Raw genomic sequence first — 15,566 nt, 5'->3', positions numbered from 1 at the left:
CCGTTGATGACAGCTGGATCATCATGGTGACCCCTTCCCAAGTGGTGCGTGTATGCACCATTGGAGCAGAGGGGTCCGACACGTCGGCCTGCGGCGACGGTGGGGCGGGATATCGTGGGCCTGTGTCGCGCAGCAATGGTGACCGCCCACCGAGCGCATACGTCTTGCGGGGGTTCTGGCCGGACGCCGACCTGGACCCCGACGCGCCACCGTCGGCACCTGCCGCGCAGCAGCTCGCGCGTGCATTGCGCGCAGCCATGACCGAGACCGCCACCGGCCAGCGAGCACTCGCGGCGACCAGCGGAGTGGCCCACACCACCATCGGACGGATCCTGGCCGGCACCGTGCTCTGCGACATCGGCTCCCTGGCCCGCCTGGAACAGGCCCTGGGCCGACGGCTGTGGCCCGAACGTGACGACGTGCAAAGCCGCCCCCGCTCCAAGCACCGAGCGACCACCCGAAAGGCGAGTGGCGTCTGACACGTGAGGCAGGTTACAGGGTTGTAGTTCGATTGCAGGCCCGCCGATGCGGTGTGTTGCGCTTGACTCACGTTACAAGTGGCAGAACACTAGGTGTCGCGCGAACATACAGACGCGTCAACAGACCGAGCTAATGGGCGGTGGGCTGACTATGGGTAAGACCAGCAGATCGCTGATCGATTTGATCGACGTCGCCGCGCAACGTTACGGTGGGGCGTCCGGGCGCAGGCTAGCCGAGCTGGCGCAACACGGCGGGCATGACATTTCGCACGCGACGCTGAACCGGCTGCGGCAGGGCACGTATGCCACCCGGCCCTCGGATGCGTCGATTCGGGCGATCGCCTACCTGGCCGACGTGTCGGAGAATACCGCGTTCGCGGCGGCTGGGGTGAGGGCGCCGGGTGCGGTGGGGTATGAGCCGCCGTCTGAGGCCCAGCGCATGAACACCCGCCAGTGCAAGGCGATCGACGAGCTGATTCGGGCATTCATCGCCGACGACACCGGCGCGGTGGCGACCCGCAGCGACCTGACCAACCTCGTCGATGCGCGGCAACGGCTTGGGGCCGCGTTGAGCGCGGTCGACGTTGCTCAGCCCGCGACGGGCCAACTCGTGGCCGCCGCACAGGATGCGATGCGCTGCATCGACGAGACGCTGGACATTTTGAGCAACACCAGCGCGATGCCTCCGTCCTGGCACGGCAAGCCGCCGGAGGAGATGACCGACGCCGAACTGGACGAGGCCGCCGCGGCCGGGGACCCCTGGCCTGCGTACATTCGCACCAGGACGAAGGAGCGGATCGACGTCGACGGGGGGTAGACATGCTTCCGCGCTGCATGGGCGAGCACGGAACACTACCGCCGGGCATCCATCGGGCGACGTTGGACGAGGTACGCTCTCGATTCGTCGATGACGCTGCCGATCACACGCGCGAGCGGCGTGGCTTGATTCTGGATGCGATCCGGATTCACATCACCCTTGTCAGACAGTTGTTCTATCGTCACGAGATCACGATTTGGCTCAGCGGCGGCTTCTGCACCTATAAAGACGACACGCCCGGCGACGGCGATTTCGCCTGTCTGGTGCCAGCTCACGCGTTGGAGCAGGTACACGGTGATGCCGCACTGCCGCTGTGGACTCTCGGCTCGGTCACCGGCACCCTCGGGCACAGTGACCTGGTTGTGCAGACAGACAAGCTGCATTGCATGGGCGGGCTCACCGACGCCCTGGTGGTGAACCGCGACAACCCATATGCCGTTGAGCGGCAACGCCGGTGGTGGTCACGGGTGATCGGCCCCGATGGTGAGATAATCGACAGTGCGACAAAGGGCTTCGTGGAGGTGATCGATCAATGACCGGTCTCGGCCACCTCTCCGGCCTCAGCGACGACGACCTGCTTCGAGCCGCCATCCGCTATGAATACGAGCATTTCCCCGACACCGCGGATTTCGCACTCGGCCAGCTGTATTCGGGCACGGTACAAGGTGATCCGGCCGCAGAACGCGTCTGGGCCGAAGAAACCGCGCCTGAACAAGTCGAGCTCGACCTGCACTTGGAGGGCGCCGGGGTGCGGGGCCATGCCACCCGCGCGGACAAACTCGCAACCTTCGTCGCCGGAGTCAACGACGCCACCAAAGCGATCGTTCGAGAGAGACTTCAACTGAACGCGCTGAATCGAAACCTTCTCATACACGGGCTCGGTCCCGGCTCGGTGCGGGTTGTGCTGCGCGCCGACGCCCCACTTGACGGAGATGCGAAGCATGTACCACTCGGCGGCACAAGCCAATTCGCCTCAAGCCCCGATTCGGAGGCGCTGCGCACAATCGCCCGGCTGTTCACCAACGCTAGCTCCAGTGCCGCCGGAGTCGGCAGCGACGTGCGTGACCTACCGATCAAAGCGCGACGAGGCCTGCTGCGCTCCACATCCGCAATGAGAACAGCTGGATGGGACATCGCCGGACAGATACGCCAGCGCGGCCTCGGATCTACCGAAGTCGCCTTCACCCAGGCCGGAGCCGCGCTGCTTGGCAGCGAACTGAAAAACTACAACTACGACAGCGAACGCGGATGGGCGATCGGCACCATCGACGGTTTCCGCCGCAGCCTCGGCAGCCTATACCTCACCCCGTCAGGCACCAAAACCCCTCTGGCGGTCAACGTCAGCGACCCCGACACCCTCGCCGCCGCCGCGCGGCTGGCCGCCGAGGAGGGAGTGGTCGTGCAGGTGCAGATCGAAACCGTGCGCGCGCTCAGCAGTGAGGAATCGACTCGCATGACAACCAGCCGCAGCCTGCTGCAGATCGAACGTGCCGCCGAATCACTGCCCTACCCCGAATAACCTTGCTGCTGTCGGGCACGCGACGCGGCGGGCGGCCGCTGCCGTTAAACCACATCGAGCGGTTCATGAGGCACATCAGCAAGTCATGGGGCAGCGCAGCCGCATTGGCCGTTACCGCAACCCTGCTCGCGGGATACGGCGGGGGGCCGCCAGGTGATGTCGCCGGTGGCGACAAGCGGCCGACCGGTGAGACGACGCTACGCGTGGTGCCCACGCCGCGCCGAAGCCCGGCTGGAGCAAGACCATCCACGCCTTCGCCGCCACGCCGGAGGGCAGGGGAGTGGCCGTGACCACGTTCTACTACGGCGCCTCGGGTGATCAGCCGCGCGCCGTTGTCGACCGCAAGCCCGCCGACATCGTCAACTTCTCGGTGGAGCCCGGTGTCACCCGACTGGTCAGGGCCGATGAGGTAGCCAAGGACTGGAACGCCGACAACATCAAGAGCATCCCATTCGGATCAAGAGCATCCCATTCGCGGGTGGGCTCTGGGATTTAACGCTTTACGGTGGCTGGCATACCACGCCCGAGGAGTGTGTGGTGGCAGTGAAGCGCTATGACCGCGACTCAGACAGCTCGAATGCGCGGCCGCGAGGACTGTATGTGCGAGGACGAGGTCTGTGAGCTGGAGCAGGTACGCCGTGCTGTCTGGTGTGTCGAGACCGTCTGACACTATCGGGCTTCGGGCCCGTCGGGCATGTGTTCCCCCTCGGGAGTCGACTCAGGTGGTGTGCCGTCTCCAAACGGCCTACCGCCTAACTCTTCCCGGCCGTGCGGCGTGAGCCAGTTTGACAGGTCAGGACCCTTCGGCACGACTTGTGTCGGATTGATATCCGTGTGCACGATGTAGTAGTGCTGCTTGGTCTGCACGAAGTCGATGGTGTCGCCAAAGCCCGGTGTCTGGAACAGATCCCGCGCGTAGGCCCACAGCGTCGGCATCTCTGTGAGTTTCGACCGATTGCATTTGAAGTGGCCGTGATATACGGAGTCAAATCGGGCCAGTGTGGTGAACAGCCGGATGTCTGCCTCGGTGATGGTGTCGCCTACGAGATAGCGTTGGGTCTGTAGGCGCTCAGAAAGCCAATCGAGTGCGCTGAATAATCGGTCGTAGGCTCTGTCGTATGCATCCTGTGAGCTCGCGAACCCGCATTGGTAGACGCCGTCGTTGACCTCGGTGTAGATGCGCTGAGCGACGTCGTCGATCTCGTCGCGCCGTCGCTCGGGATAGAGCTGGGGGGCGCCCTCGCGATGGAAATGGGTCCACTGCGTCGAGAAGTCCACGGTCATTTGGGCGAAGTCGTTGGTGACCACTGCGCCCGTCGGCGCGTCCACGATCGCGGGCACCGTGACTCCCTTCGGATAGTCCGGTATGCGCTTGTTGTATGCGTCGCGTAAGAAATGGATCTTCAGCACTGGGTCGAGGCCACCTGGGTCGAGGTCGAAGGTCCAGCTGCGTGTATCGTGCGTTGGTCCGCAAAAGCCAATAGACAGAACCTTTTCCAGGCCGAGCAGTCGTCGCACAATGATCGTGCGGTTGGCCCACGGACAGGCCCGCGCGACGATCAGGCGGTAGCGGCCTGGTTCGACGGGATAGCCGTCGCGGCCGTCAGCGGTGATGCGGCTGCTGATGTAGTTGGTGTCGCGATTGAATTCGCCGGCCGCGGCGACATAGCTCATGGTTTACTCGTCCTTTTCAAGGGGTTACCCGATCTGGAATCGTGTGGGATTGATGTGGCCGTAGGTTTAGACGAGGGGTGCCGGTCAGGGTTTCGACCTGCAATCGGTTAGCCACCTCCGGCGTCCAAAGAGCGTCTTCGACCGATTGGGTATTAATGCCCATCAACACATCTCACGTTTTTACCTAGAACATTGGTGTAGCTCGCATGCGCTGCGCTCCACGTCGGATCGATCAGTCACCACCGCGTGGGATGAGCAAGTCCTGCCACGCGCGCGGCCGCCCGTCCCGAGCGAGATCGGTCTGCGTGTACTGCTTACCGTCGGGCCCGGTGTACGTGCCGGTTGCGGGGTCATACTGGGCGACCGCGATGGGTGGCGGTGCGGGGGGACCGGCTGGTGGCGGCGTCCCCGGCGGCTGCTGGGGTACCGACTGGCCGGACAGCGTGGCATTCGGGTCGCCCTTCCAGTTGTAGCCGTCGTTGAGAGGCACATAGTCCTCGTCGCTCTCGCACAACTTGACGGTGGGTGCACGCTTGCCTGGGCGTGTGATGCATGGGGCGTTACGCGCACCGCGCACGTCCAACGCCGAGTCTTGCGGCACCCGGCAGTACATGTCGCCCGCCGGCCGTTCGGGATAGTCCACTTCGCTGGGCGAGCGTACCTGTTGAGCGGGGAGGAAACCGGTGGTGCACGGCGGAGGGAGGTTGGCGTTGAGGTTGAACGACAGGAACAGTCCCTTGTAGTCCTGCTTGGTATCGCGGTTGGCGAGTTGGGCCGCCTGGAGCATTTCGATGTCCTTGGGGAACAGGACAAGGATCTGTTCGAGACTGGGTTGGTAGGTGACTGCCACCTGTTCGAGGTTGACGAGGTTGGCCAGGACCACGGGCAGCGTGGGTTTGAGCCGGTCAATCAGCTGGCGTGCTTCGGTTGTTGCGGCAGGCCCTCTGTCCAGCACGCCTTTCAGCGCGGGATCCTGTTCTTGCAGTTGGCGGGTGACCTCAGCGACGTTGGCCGCCCAGGCCCGGATCGAGTCCGAGGAGTTGATCTGACTGTCCAGCACGGGCTTGGATTGATCGATCACGGTGGTCAGCGAGTCGAGGTTTGCGCGCGCATCGGCGGCAAGGGTAGTTGCCCCCTTGACGATGCGCGCCAGTTCTGGCCCTAATCCTCCTATCGCCGTGTAGGACTCGTCGATCACAGTCTTGAGATCGCCGTGGGGGATGGCTTGCAGTCCGGCGTTGGTCTGAGCCAGCAGGGTGTTGATATCGGGGGGCAGCGTTGCGTGGTCGGCAGGTATGACGTCACCGTCCTTGAGCTTGGGGCCGTCGCCGGAGCGGGGGACGAGCTCGATGAACAACTCGCCGACAGCTGTCTGACTGTGCACATTGGCGTCGACGTTGGCGGGAATCTTGGTGTCAGACTTCAATGACAGCACCGCGTCGACTCCGCCGCCGTTGAGCCGAACGTCCTCAACGCGGCCGACTTCAACCCCGCGGTAGGTGACGTTGCCGTCTTTGTACAGCCCCCCAGACGATGGCAGGTTCACCGTCACCTGGTAGTGGCCGATTCCGAACAGCGCCTTGGGCAGGTCGAGGTATCCGATGGCCATCGTGCCTCCGGCGACGACTGCGACGACGGAGAAGACCGACAGTTGGCGTCTGACCAGCTTGCTGAGATACACGGTTACGGTCCCTGGTTGTAGCGGTAGGGCGCCAGTAGGGGGTTACCGGCGCCGTTGGGCGGCGCACTGTTGGTGCACGGACTGGGCAGCTGGCCAATGGTTCGGCCCCACTGCATCTCCAGCCATGTCAGATCGCATTCCCATCTGGTTCCGGTGAAGATGGAGCTGTCGATCCGGCTCAGCGTCAGGTCGACGACCAGACTCACGTTGGCGTAGTCGCCGCGGAACCACTTGGTCAAGGTGGATTTCGGGAACGGGAACGTGGGTATCAGGTCCAACGCATGTGTCAGCGCCGGGCCGGCGTTGGCCAGTGATTCCAGCACCGGCCCAAGGTCTTTGAGTTCCTGGACCAACGGTGCTTTGGTCTTGTTGACCGAATCGGCAGCCAGCGCGCTGAATTTGCCCAACTGGTCGACCGCGTCGATGAGATTCTCCCGTTCTCGATTGACCACCGCCAGGGCGTCGGGGATTGTGTCAAGGCCCTTGTCGAGAACCGGCTTCTGCTCGGCGAATTGGCCCAGCAGGCGGTTGAGACTGTCGCTGGCCGCGATGATGTCGCCGGTTTGATCGTTGACCCGGGTGACGAATGTGTTCAACTGATCCATCAGGCTGCGGAGGTCTCCCTCCCGCCCGGATAACGCGGTGCTCAGCGCGGTGGTGATGTCCTGTACCTTGGCGATACCTCCGCCATTGAGCAGCAACGAGGCGGTCGCCAGTGTCTGCTCGGTCGATGGGTAGGCCTTTCCCGATGACAGCGGTATCAGCGAGCCCTGATGAAGCCTGCCCTCAGGCGCTTCGTCGGTCGGCGGCGCCAGCTCGATGTGCAGCGATCCCAGCAATGCCGTCTGGCCCAGTGTCACTGTCGAATTGGCGGGTAGCGTGACATCGCCGTTGAGCTTCATGGTCACCAGCGCGTGCCAATCCTGGCGCTCGATTTTGGTGACTGTGCCCACCGTGACGTCACCGACGCGCACGCGTGAATTGGGCTGGATGTTGTTCACATCAGGCATCTGCGCCTGGATGGTGTAAGCCCCGGGCCCACCGCCTTCGGTTCCGGGGAGTGGCAGGGAATTCAGCCCTCGCCACCCACAGCCTGCGACCGCGGTGGCCGCCAGGATGCACGTCAGGACAGCGGCCGGTATCCGTCGCCAGCTGCGCATCGTCATGACCCCGTCCCCGCAGGCAGCATCATTCCCGCCAGCCCGGCTGCCGGGTCGGTGGTCTGCGGCGCCGGCCCGCCGACTATGGCCGCCGCATCTGTGGGTGCTGCCTGTTCGGCGGCCAACGGGGGGCCGGGTGGGGCGGGCGGCGCAGCTGGAGCCGGTTGCGGCGGAACGTAATCCGGGCGCATCCAGTCCTCGCTGTAGGAGATCTCGTTCGGGCGTGCCGTGGCGCCGACGAACGGGTTGAAGCCAAGCGGCGGGAAGTTGTACTGGCGGTTTTTCACGATCGGCGCCAGGTACTGCACGCACAGCTTCGCCGACTGTTCGGCACCCAGGCGTGATGCCGCCTGAATGGCGCCGCACAGGAAATTGATGGGGTCGGCGAAGTTGTTGACCGCGGCGATGCCGGTGAGGCTGCCTTGTGCGGGCTGATAGAGGTTGGCGGCGTTGGCCGCCGTCGTCGGCAGGATATGCAGGAGCTGTTTGATGTCGTCCAGGCTCTCGTTCAGAGCAGTCGAAACCGATGCGAGTTTGTCGGAGGTGGTGCCCAGCGCTTCGCGGTTGTCTGCAACGAAACTGCTGACCTTGCCGACCACATCATTGAGGTCTTTGACGGCGCCGGCGACCTCGCCGGGCTCGTCCGCGAGCAGTCCGGTGACCGAAGCGAGGTTTCCGTTGAGGGTCTCGAGCAGTCCGGCGCTGTCCTTCAGCGCGGTCACCAGCGTTGCGATGTTCTTGACGCTGGTGAAGATGTCGCCGCTGTGATCGCCGAGCGCCGAAAGTGCCTGGGACAGTTTGATGACCGCGTCCCGGATCGCTGGGCCCTGACCGCGGAGATTGTCCGCGGCGGTGTGAACCAACGCTCCCAAGGTGCTGCTGCCGCCAGGCTCGGTGGGCTGCAACGCCTGGGTGAGGCGTTCAAGCTGAACGCGGACGTCGTCCCATTCCACCGGAACCGCGGTGCGCTCCTGGGGGATGACCGCGTCGTTCTGCAGGGTGGCGCCGCCGGTGTAGGGCGGGGTGAGTTGGACGGCACGTGCGGTCACCAACGTCGGCGATACGATCACGGCCTTGGCGTCGGCGGGAACCGCGTACTCGCTGTCCAGCCAGAAGCTGATTTTCACCCGGGTGGGTTCTGGCTCGATCTTGTCGATCTTGCCGACGTTGACACCACGGATGCGGACATCGTCACCGGGGAAGATGCCGTTGCTGTTGTCGAAATAGGCAACGACATGCGTGCGATTCGAAGCTCGAATGAATTGCACGACAACGTATCCCCCGACCACGACGAGGACGACCAGCGCCGCCGTCAGCGCTGCCTTGACTCTGCGGTTATTGATCATTGCCCGCCTCACTGGAGGCCGTCGGTTCGCCGGGTGCGGGTACGAACACCGGGCTTGGCGTCGGCGGCGTTGATGCGTTGGGATCGGGTACCTGCTTCGCCGGTGGACCGGGAGGTGGACCGCCAGGCGCAGGCGCGGGTGACGGCTCCCGGTAGGGATAGCAGCCGGGACCAGGTAGCGCAATTGCGGGCGGACCACATGCCTGGTCGCCGGGGTTTCCGGTGATCGCGTCGGGCAGCGTCATCCGCGGTTCGCCAGCCTGCCCGGTGCGCGGGTAGGGCGCCGGAAGAGCCGGGGTTCCCGGCTGACCCGTCTGCGGGTCGGTGCGTTGCGACGGCAGCAGGACGTTGGGGTCCAACCCGAGGTCGGAGAATGCGGAGTCGACAAATGGCTGAATGAATTGGCCTGGAATGAGATTGGCGATGTAGGCCTTGAAGAAGGGCCCCCCGGACAACACCTCGCCGAAACTCATCGCATAGGAGTTCAGTCCCTTGATCGACTGCTGGATCTCAGCTTTTCGGTTGTCCAGCGTCGCCAGTACGCCGTTGAGTTTGTCCAACGCGGGTTTGAGGGTCGCCCCCTCTCCCACCACATCCTCAGCACAAGTGACGAGAAACCCCTCCACCGTCATCACCTGACGAGACGTCCAACACCAGGCCATGTGGGGGGCCGCGCAGTTAGGTCGTTGGAAGTGGCATGACCCTGACGTGCACGTACCGCTGCTTGTCGACAATGACACCCGGTTGTGGGTCTACAGCCCATCCACTCTGACATGCAGTGATCCGGCGGCGATGATCGGCCATTGCGATCAGGCGCAGGGCTCGAATCGATCCTTTTATAACCACTACCGCAGCGCAGGCGGACGCAACGGGCACTTTGACATTGCCCAGGGTGGGCAACACGACTGGAACAGCTGGGCTCCCCAGCTGGCAGCCATGGCCCCCGACATGACCGCTACCATCCGATGACCATCGATCGCAACCGGGCGGCCCAAGTACTCCGGCGCGGACGAACTCCGGCCGCCACTACCGCAGGTGCGCTCGCCACGATTCTCACATGCGCGGCGCCGTCTACGGCACGCGCCGACACCGATAATCCGTGTTCGTTGGCGGCGACGTTCTTGTGCCAGTTCATACCAATCGTTCCGGAACTGGAGGACGACGTGGATCTGACTCAGGAAGAGCCACATATGCCGGTGGTCGTCCCCGGATCGGCGACACCATCGGCATCGCCGATGTGGCTCACGGGTGAGCACACAAGGCAACTGGTGGTAAGGCGGTTGAGGATAGGCGCCATGCACGAAGGGATGTCCGGTGGGTATTGATGTTTCGGTTGAGGGGTTGACGAAGTCGTTTGGGGCCCAGCGAATTTGGGAAGACGTCACGATGGAGATCCCCGCCGGTGAGGTCAGCGTCCTGCTGGGCTCGGGTACCGGTAAATCGGTGTACTTGAAGTCTTTGATCGGTCTGCTGCGCCCCGAGCGCGGCAAGATCATCGTCGACGGCACCAACATCATCGAGTGCTCGGCCAAGGAGCTCTACGACATCCGCACACTGTTCGGCGTCATGTTCCAGGACGGCGCGCTGTTCGGTTCGATGAGCCTGTATGACAACACCGCGTTCCCGTTGCGTGAGCACACCAAGAAGAAGGAAAGCGAGCTCCGCAACATCGTCATGGAGGAGCATGAACCACCAGGATCCTTCCCAACCCGGGGAACTCGATGTCGATCAGATATCTCGAGCCATGGACGCTCGACTTAATGCGTGATCCGTCGACGGTGCGGAATGGAGGAACCGATGGTCGGTTAGGCATGTGCCGACCCCTGGCGAGAACGTTGCGGTCACTGAATCATTCATCACCTCGTCGACCGCGCGGGTCGCGACCATGGGGTCAGCGCTTGGTCTGTTGTTGGACTTGCACTTTCGAAAGTATGGGAAAGTATTATGCCGAAATTCTCCGAGAAGACTGTGATCATCACGGGTGGCGCCGCGGGCATCGGTCTCGCCGCTGCTAAACTATACGCCGCCCAGGGGGCCAACGTTCTTATCACCGGCCGCCGACAGGACAGACTCGACGACATCGCACGCGATGACCGAGCCATCGTGGGGCTCGTCGCCGATGCTGGCGATGCTGACGACGTTTATCGGACCATCGATTTCGCGATGGCGCGGTGGGGGCGCCTAGACGTCATCGTGAACAACGCCGGAGCGGGCGTCCTCGCCGCGCTCGCCGACGTTTCGATCGAAGCAATATTCAACACATTCCGAATCAACGTGATCGGCCCTACTCTCATGGCTAAGGCGGCCCTTCCGCATCTGGCCCGATCACACGGCAGCATCATCAATGTGTCCAGTACATACGGGTCGAAACCTGCTGCTGGCTTGTCTCACTATGCGGCAAGTAAAGCCGCGGTCGAGCATCTCACGCGCTGCTGGGCGCTTGAACTGGCCTCCACAGGCATCCGGGTGAATGCGATCGCATCGGGGCCTGTCGAAACGGCATTTCTAAAGGAAAGGATGGGACTCAGCGAGGACGCGATAAAGGAAGTCAAAGCCCTGGAGACGGCAACCATTCCGCTGGGGCGGCGCGGCGTCCCCGACGACGTCGCAGCCTGGATCATCAAGCTGACCGATCCCGGTTCGGACTGGGTCACCGGTCAAGTTCTCGCCGTGGACGGCGGCCTCGCCGTCACATAGCTCCTCGTCACGGCTCCTTTTCGTACTCCACTATTGATTAAACCTTTGCACCCGAGTCCTATGACCGCGGCCCTGGCACGGCGAGTCGGTCGCGCTCGCTTCGAACAGCACAACACCTTCGAAGACTTCGACTTCACCCTCAGCCCCAAGCTGCCCGCCGCGATGCTCGATCTCCGCTGGGAGCTTACAGGTCACCGGGTTGGCAGTGTGCCCGGCGCGGCGCGGACGTCGTTGATGTAGTCGCCGAGTGTGAGCTCGAGTGGGCCGGGCTGTTGGAAGCCGTCTTTGAGTGCTTGGGCGATGATCGATGCGGCGGCGGGGCGCGCAAAGGCCCCGATGAGTGTGTCCATTTCGGAGAGCAGGGTCGCGTCGGCAGGTAGTGACGCGTTGTTCACGAACCGTTTGATGTCGGCGAGGGCGAGCAGGTCGAAGCGTGACACCCGATGTGCGAATGCGTCGACGAATGCGTCGAATTCGGCATCGGGGATGGCCCTGTTGACGTATCCGTAGCGCTCGGCCAGCTCACCGGTGAAATCGTGGCCGCCGAGGAGGATCTCCAGGGCCCGTCCGCGGCCGACTATCGTGGGTAGCCGGCTGGATGGACCACCGCCTGGGATGGCGGCGAAGCCGACTTCGAATTGTCCGAGGATCGCCCGTTCGCGGCTGGCGAAGCGGATGTCGGTGGCCAGCGCTAGCTCGCTGCCGGCGGCACGCGCTCGGCCGCGGATGGCGCTGATCGTCACGGCTGGCAATTTGCTGATCCGGATCAGCAGATTGGTCCAGTGATGAAACGGCGAGGGCGCGGTGGGCAGCGCCGTGAGTGGTGAGGGGTCGGCTGCGACGTCAACGTGGTTAAGGAAGAAGTCGGGGTTGGCGCTTTCGAACACGATGACGGCAACGTGGTGGTCTTGTTCGATTTCGGTGAGGAGTTGGTGAAGTTCGACGACCATCAGCGGGTCGACGAGGTTGATGGGCGGGTTGTCGAACGTGACCCGCCACAGTGCAGGGGTGGTGCGTGTGACGCTGAAGCGTGGCGAAGTGTCGGCTTGGGTGCTCATCGCGTTTCCTTGGGGTTGTGGGTGAAGTCCTGCGCGCCCGGTGGGCGTTGTTGATGGCGATCACTGTTGGCGTGCGGTGGCGAGTATTTCGTCCACCGTCCATTGGTCGTAGGCGTGGCTGCCGTACTTGGCGGCGAGGATTCGTCCATCGGGCCCGATGAGCAGATCGGCGGGCAGTCCGAGGTTGCCGTTGGTCGGTGAGGCGGGCAGTGGTGAGCGGCGTTTGGCGATCGCGGTCTTGATGGCGTGCCAGTATCCGCCGGGCAGCGCGCGCCAGGCCGCGAGTCTGAGGGCTTTTGTCGAGGCTTCCACCCCGAATCGGCGGTAGAGATCCTTGTCGGGGTCGCCGACCACCGCAAAGGGCATATCGTCTTGGTATTTGCGCAGCTCGGCGGCGGTGGAGTGGAACACCACCACTTCGCGGATGCCTGCGGTGTTGATCTCCTCGATTCGTCCGCTGATCGAGCGCAGGTGCAGATTGCATACCGGGCAGCCTGCGAAACGCCGGAACTGCAGGTGCGTTAGCGCGCCCGTGGGGTCGGGAATCTGTACGGGTTCGTCGTTGAGTCCCCTAAGCAGCAGGGTGGGGAACTGCTCGCCGACAGTGACGCGCTTGGATCGTGCTGGGGCCGTGCGGGCCATGATGATCTCCTTCTACTGATGGGCCGATGGTCAGGTCGGGCGAGCAGATGCCCACCGTCGACGATCAATTCGGTGCCGGCGGGCGTTCACTCGCCTCGTCGGCTCGTAGTGTGCCGGGCGGGGAGTTCGTTGGGGGGCCGGAGGGTCCACGCCCGCGTCGTCGTCGTCGACCACGTTCGGACCCGGCCCCTTTCCGCTAGGGCCACACCGCACTTCGATGTGTCTTGCCCCGATGTGTTGCTTTGGTTGCGGTGCTCATCCGGCTTCCGTTGGGTTGTGGGTGAAGTCCAGCGTGTGCTGGTTGGCGTTGTCGATCGCGATGACAAAGCACACGCGTCCGGGGCCGCGGCTCGGGAAGGCGGCGCCGGTGTATTTGATTGAGATCGGGTCCATGTAGTGGCAGGCGGCGTCGTCGCGGACTGCGATGACCCTGCCCTGCAGGGCGGCCATCCGGTAGGGGTTGTCGAACGCGGTGATCGACAGGCCGACGCGAGGGTCGCGGCGCATGTCCTTGGCCTTCGGGGCCTTGGCATGGGTGCAGATCAGGACGTTGTCGTCCTCGCGCGCGACCCACACCACCCAATTGCGGGGATGACCGCCGGCCGAAACTGTGGACAGGTGCGCGTAATTCGGTCCGTCAATAAGCACCCGGATGCTGGCCGGGATCGGGCTCGACATCCTCACCGCCCGCGCCGCTTGGCCGGGGAAGAGGCGGCGGGCACCAGGCGGCTCGGCTGCATGTGTTCCGTCGGGCTGGTCTGGCGGCACGGCAGCGGCCTGCAGCGGTGTGCGGCGTTGCTCATCGCGCGTCGGGGTGCTCGGACAGGTACCGGACGAAACCGATGACGTCGTCGGCAACCAGCCGCCCGATGGCCCCGCTCGAGTACACCGCGAGCCGCACCGTCCCATCAGGTGCCAGCACGAAGCCCGTCGATTGCAGATAACGGGGATGGTCGTTGACGTAGGCACCCGTCGCCGCAGCGATCGCGTCGGCGTCGGCGCTATGGCCAACCGGGAAACGCAGCTTGTGCTTGGCGACCAGCGCAGCCGAGGTCTGCTCATCATCCACCGACAAGGCGATCACCTTGACGTTGAGTTCACTGAGCGTGTCGAGCGCGCGGGAGAACCCGGCCAGCTGGGCATTGCAGTATGGGCACCACGACCCGCGGTAGATCAAGATGACGCCGTAGGACCCGGCGAGATCGCCGGGCAGGGAGATCGTGGCGCCGCCGACGGCGGGAACCTCGATCCGGGGAAACAGCTGACCATAATCGAGTCGGGACATCGGCATCCTTCCGAGGGGTTGGGTGGACTACTCGGTCCATCATGATGACATAGGAGTGGACTGGCAAGTCCAGTGTCGGTAGGCTGCGGTCATGGTGTCAACGGAGGGCCCTGCTGGTTCGCGGCTGACGGCTCGCGGCGCGGCGACTAGAGCCCGCATCGTCGCGGCGGCGGCGTCGCTGGTGCAGGAGCACGGGGTGGCCGGAACCAGCCTGGACGATGTCATGGCCGTCACCGCCACCAGCAAGTCGCAGCTGTATCACTACTTCGCCAACAAGGACGCGCTCATTCGCGAGGTGATCACCATCCAGCTCGGCCGCGTGATCGCCGCCCAGGAGCCCGACCTTCGCGAGGTCTCGTCGTGGGAGGGTCTGCAGCGCTGGTGTGATCACCTCGTTGCCATGACCCGCGCGAGGCAGGGTGTCGGCGGCTGCCCCCTTGGCTCGCTGGTCGGTGAACTCGCTGAGCGATCCGAGACTGCGCGACACGTGCTCGCGCAGTGCTTTGCCGAATGGGAATCGTATCTGTCCGCGGGCTTTGTGGCCATGCGCGACAACGGCGAACTGGCCGCCGAGGCCGACCCGGCCGAGCTCGCGTTGACAATGATGAGCGCGCTGCAAGGCGGTCTGCTGATGGCGCAGACCATGCGCAGCGCCCGCCCCGTCGAACTCGCCCTGAACATGGCGCTCGGGCACGTCAGTGCTTACCGGCGCAACCCATAGGCGCGACGGCGCTGATCAGCCAGCAGCCTGCGACTCAGTCGACGTCAGCTCGCCGGCAGGGCGGCCCCACCCGAGAGGCTGGTTCGGATCGGCAGCGACGCCACGGCCAACCCGACGCTGTTGTGCCGCGACCGTCTTGGATGGATAGGTGCGGCTCAACGGGCTGAGATCGCGAGGATGCGTTCGGCGTTGGCGTGGGCGATCTTTGCCCGGTCACCGGCACTGAGCGTTGTTCGCTGCAGCCGGGCGACGGCCTCTTGCGAGGACTCATACGGGTAGTCCACGGAAAACATGACAGCATCGGCGCCCACCTCCAGCACCGCCCCGGTCAGGGTCGCCGGCGAGAACACCCCGCTGGTGGTGAACACGATGTTGGTGCCGATGTAGGCCGATGGTGGTTGCTTGAGCGGTGTGCCGGGTTGGATGGTGCGGACACGCGAGTCGAGCCTGCTGCGCTGCAACGGCAAGAACGCGCCCATGTGGCCCAA

The 15,566-nt window shown here is 64.2% G+C and carries 16 protein-coding genes and 5 pseudogenes; 11 read left to right on the top strand and 10 right to left on the bottom strand.

What is annotated here, in order from left to right; translation table 11 throughout:
- The first annotated feature begins 122 nt into the window (after positions 1-122).
- From MKAN_RS27975 to MKAN_RS33160, 6 genes and pseudogenes are all read left to right on the top strand, one after another.
- On the top strand, positions 123-479 hold the full coding sequence (locus MKAN_RS27975; RefSeq protein ID WP_023363488.1) for a helix-turn-helix domain-containing protein: 357 nt from the start codon (positions 123-125) through the stop codon (positions 477-479).
- A 151-nt stretch (positions 480-630) separates the two neighbouring features.
- Positions 631-1,296, top strand: a complete 666-nt coding sequence (locus MKAN_RS32385) for a hypothetical protein (RefSeq protein ID WP_023363487.1) — start codon at positions 631-633, stop codon at positions 1,294-1,296.
- A gap of 17 nt (positions 1,297-1,313) precedes the next feature.
- Positions 1,314-1,832, top strand: coding sequence for a DUF6932 family protein (locus MKAN_RS27965; RefSeq protein WP_023363485.1), 519 nt, complete (start codon positions 1,314-1,316; stop codon positions 1,830-1,832).
- Positions 1,829-2,815, top strand: coding sequence for a hypothetical protein (locus tag MKAN_RS27960; protein WP_023363483.1), 987 nt, complete (start codon positions 1,829-1,831; stop codon positions 2,813-2,815). Before MKAN_RS27965 ends, MKAN_RS27960 begins: the two co-directional genes overlap by 4 nt.
- Positions 2,816-2,880: 65 nt before the next feature.
- Positions 2,881-3,284 (top strand): annotated as a pseudogene (locus MKAN_RS27955) (sulfate ABC transporter substrate-binding protein); the annotation flags it as partial.
- Entirely contained in the window at positions 3,236-3,436 is a 201-nt protein-coding gene (locus MKAN_RS33160) for a deazapurine DNA modification protein DpdA family protein (RefSeq protein ID WP_418303276.1), read from the top strand. The pseudogene MKAN_RS27955 and the gene MKAN_RS33160, both read left to right, overlap by 49 nt.
- A gap of 48 nt (positions 3,437-3,484) precedes the next feature.
- On the opposite strand, the gene MKAN_RS27950 is transcribed toward MKAN_RS33160, so the two are convergent.
- The 5 genes and pseudogenes from MKAN_RS27950 to MKAN_RS27930 all read right to left on the bottom strand — a co-directional run.
- Positions 3,485-4,489: a glutathione S-transferase family protein gene (locus MKAN_RS27950; protein WP_023363479.1), complete on the bottom strand. Its 1,005-nt coding sequence runs from the start codon at positions 4,487-4,489 to the stop codon at positions 3,485-3,487.
- A gap of 232 nt (positions 4,490-4,721) precedes the next feature.
- Positions 4,722-6,170, bottom strand: a complete 1,449-nt coding sequence (locus tag MKAN_RS27945; RefSeq protein WP_023363477.1) for an MCE family protein — start codon at positions 6,168-6,170, stop codon at positions 4,722-4,724.
- 2 nt (positions 6,171-6,172) lie between these two features.
- Positions 6,173-7,330, bottom strand: coding sequence for a virulence factor Mce family protein (locus MKAN_RS27940; RefSeq protein WP_079457956.1), 1,158 nt, complete (start codon positions 7,328-7,330; stop codon positions 6,173-6,175).
- A 2-nt stretch (positions 7,331-7,332) separates the two neighbouring features.
- Positions 7,333-8,676 (bottom strand): MCE family protein, encoded by a 1,344-nt coding sequence (locus tag MKAN_RS27935; RefSeq protein ID WP_023363473.1) that lies wholly within the window; start codon positions 8,674-8,676, stop codon positions 7,333-7,335.
- A pseudogene (locus MKAN_RS27930) lies at positions 8,666-9,250 on the bottom strand (mammalian cell entry protein); the annotation flags it as partial. The pseudogene MKAN_RS27930 and the gene MKAN_RS27935, both read right to left, overlap by 11 nt.
- 70 nt (positions 9,251-9,320) lie before the next feature.
- On the opposite strand from MKAN_RS27930, the pseudogene MKAN_RS27925 reads away from it, so the two are divergent.
- From MKAN_RS27925 to MKAN_RS33245, 4 genes and pseudogenes are all read left to right on the top strand, one after another.
- Positions 9,321-9,644, top strand: a pseudogene (locus MKAN_RS27925) (alpha/beta hydrolase-fold protein); the annotation flags it as partial.
- A gap of 345 nt (positions 9,645-9,989) precedes the next feature.
- Positions 9,990-10,373: pseudogene (locus tag MKAN_RS27915) on the top strand (ATP-binding cassette domain-containing protein); the annotation flags it as partial.
- 246 nt (positions 10,374-10,619) lie between these two features.
- Positions 10,620-11,372, top strand: coding sequence for an SDR family NAD(P)-dependent oxidoreductase (locus MKAN_RS27910; protein WP_023363468.1), 753 nt, complete (start codon positions 10,620-10,622; stop codon positions 11,370-11,372).
- Between the two features lie 63 nt (positions 11,373-11,435).
- Positions 11,436-11,573: pseudogene (locus MKAN_RS33245) on the top strand (ATP-binding protein); the annotation flags it as partial.
- Here the strand turns inward: MKAN_RS33245 and MKAN_RS27900 are convergent.
- The 4 genes from MKAN_RS27900 to MKAN_RS27885 form a co-directional block, all read right to left on the bottom strand.
- Positions 11,564-12,430: an enoyl-CoA hydratase/isomerase family protein gene (locus MKAN_RS27900; protein ID WP_023363464.1), complete on the bottom strand. Its 867-nt coding sequence runs from the start codon at positions 12,428-12,430 to the stop codon at positions 11,564-11,566. The pseudogene MKAN_RS33245 and the gene MKAN_RS27900 sit on opposite strands and share 10 nt — an antisense overlap.
- A gap of 60 nt (positions 12,431-12,490) precedes the next feature.
- A complete protein-coding gene (locus MKAN_RS27895) occupies positions 12,491-13,072 on the bottom strand; it encodes a peroxiredoxin-like family protein (RefSeq protein ID WP_023363462.1) in 582 nt (193 codons plus the stop codon).
- A 255-nt stretch (positions 13,073-13,327) separates the two neighbouring features.
- Complete coding sequence (locus MKAN_RS31260) at positions 13,328-13,750, bottom strand: pyridoxamine 5'-phosphate oxidase family protein (protein ID WP_023363460.1); 423 nt, start codon at positions 13,748-13,750, stop codon at positions 13,328-13,330.
- A 121-nt stretch (positions 13,751-13,871) separates the two neighbouring features.
- Positions 13,872-14,357: a peroxiredoxin family protein gene (locus MKAN_RS27885; protein ID WP_033718792.1), complete on the bottom strand. Its 486-nt coding sequence runs from the start codon at positions 14,355-14,357 to the stop codon at positions 13,872-13,874.
- Positions 14,358-14,448: 91 nt separating this feature from the next.
- Between MKAN_RS27885 and MKAN_RS27880 the strand changes: the two genes are divergently transcribed.
- Positions 14,449-15,078 carry a TetR/AcrR family transcriptional regulator gene (locus tag MKAN_RS27880; RefSeq protein WP_023363456.1) on the top strand — a complete coding sequence of 210 codons (630 nt, stop codon included), beginning with the start codon at positions 14,449-14,451 and terminating at the stop codon, positions 15,076-15,078.
- A gap of 155 nt (positions 15,079-15,233) precedes the next feature.
- Here MKAN_RS27880 and MKAN_RS32665 read toward each other — a convergent pair whose 3' ends face one another.
- Complete coding sequence (locus MKAN_RS32665; RefSeq protein ID WP_023363454.1) at positions 15,234-15,557, bottom strand: amidohydrolase family protein; 324 nt, start codon at positions 15,555-15,557, stop codon at positions 15,234-15,236.
- Positions 15,558-15,566: the final 9 nt, after the last annotated feature.

Origin of the sequence: Mycobacterium kansasii ATCC 12478, from assembly GCF_000157895.3 — a bacterium.
In the GTDB taxonomy this organism is placed as follows: Bacteria; Actinomycetota; Actinomycetes; order Mycobacteriales; family Mycobacteriaceae; genus Mycobacterium; species Mycobacterium kansasii.
The sequence above is the reverse complement of the archived record's forward strand: the minus strand, read 5'-3'. Positions and strand labels throughout refer to the sequence as shown.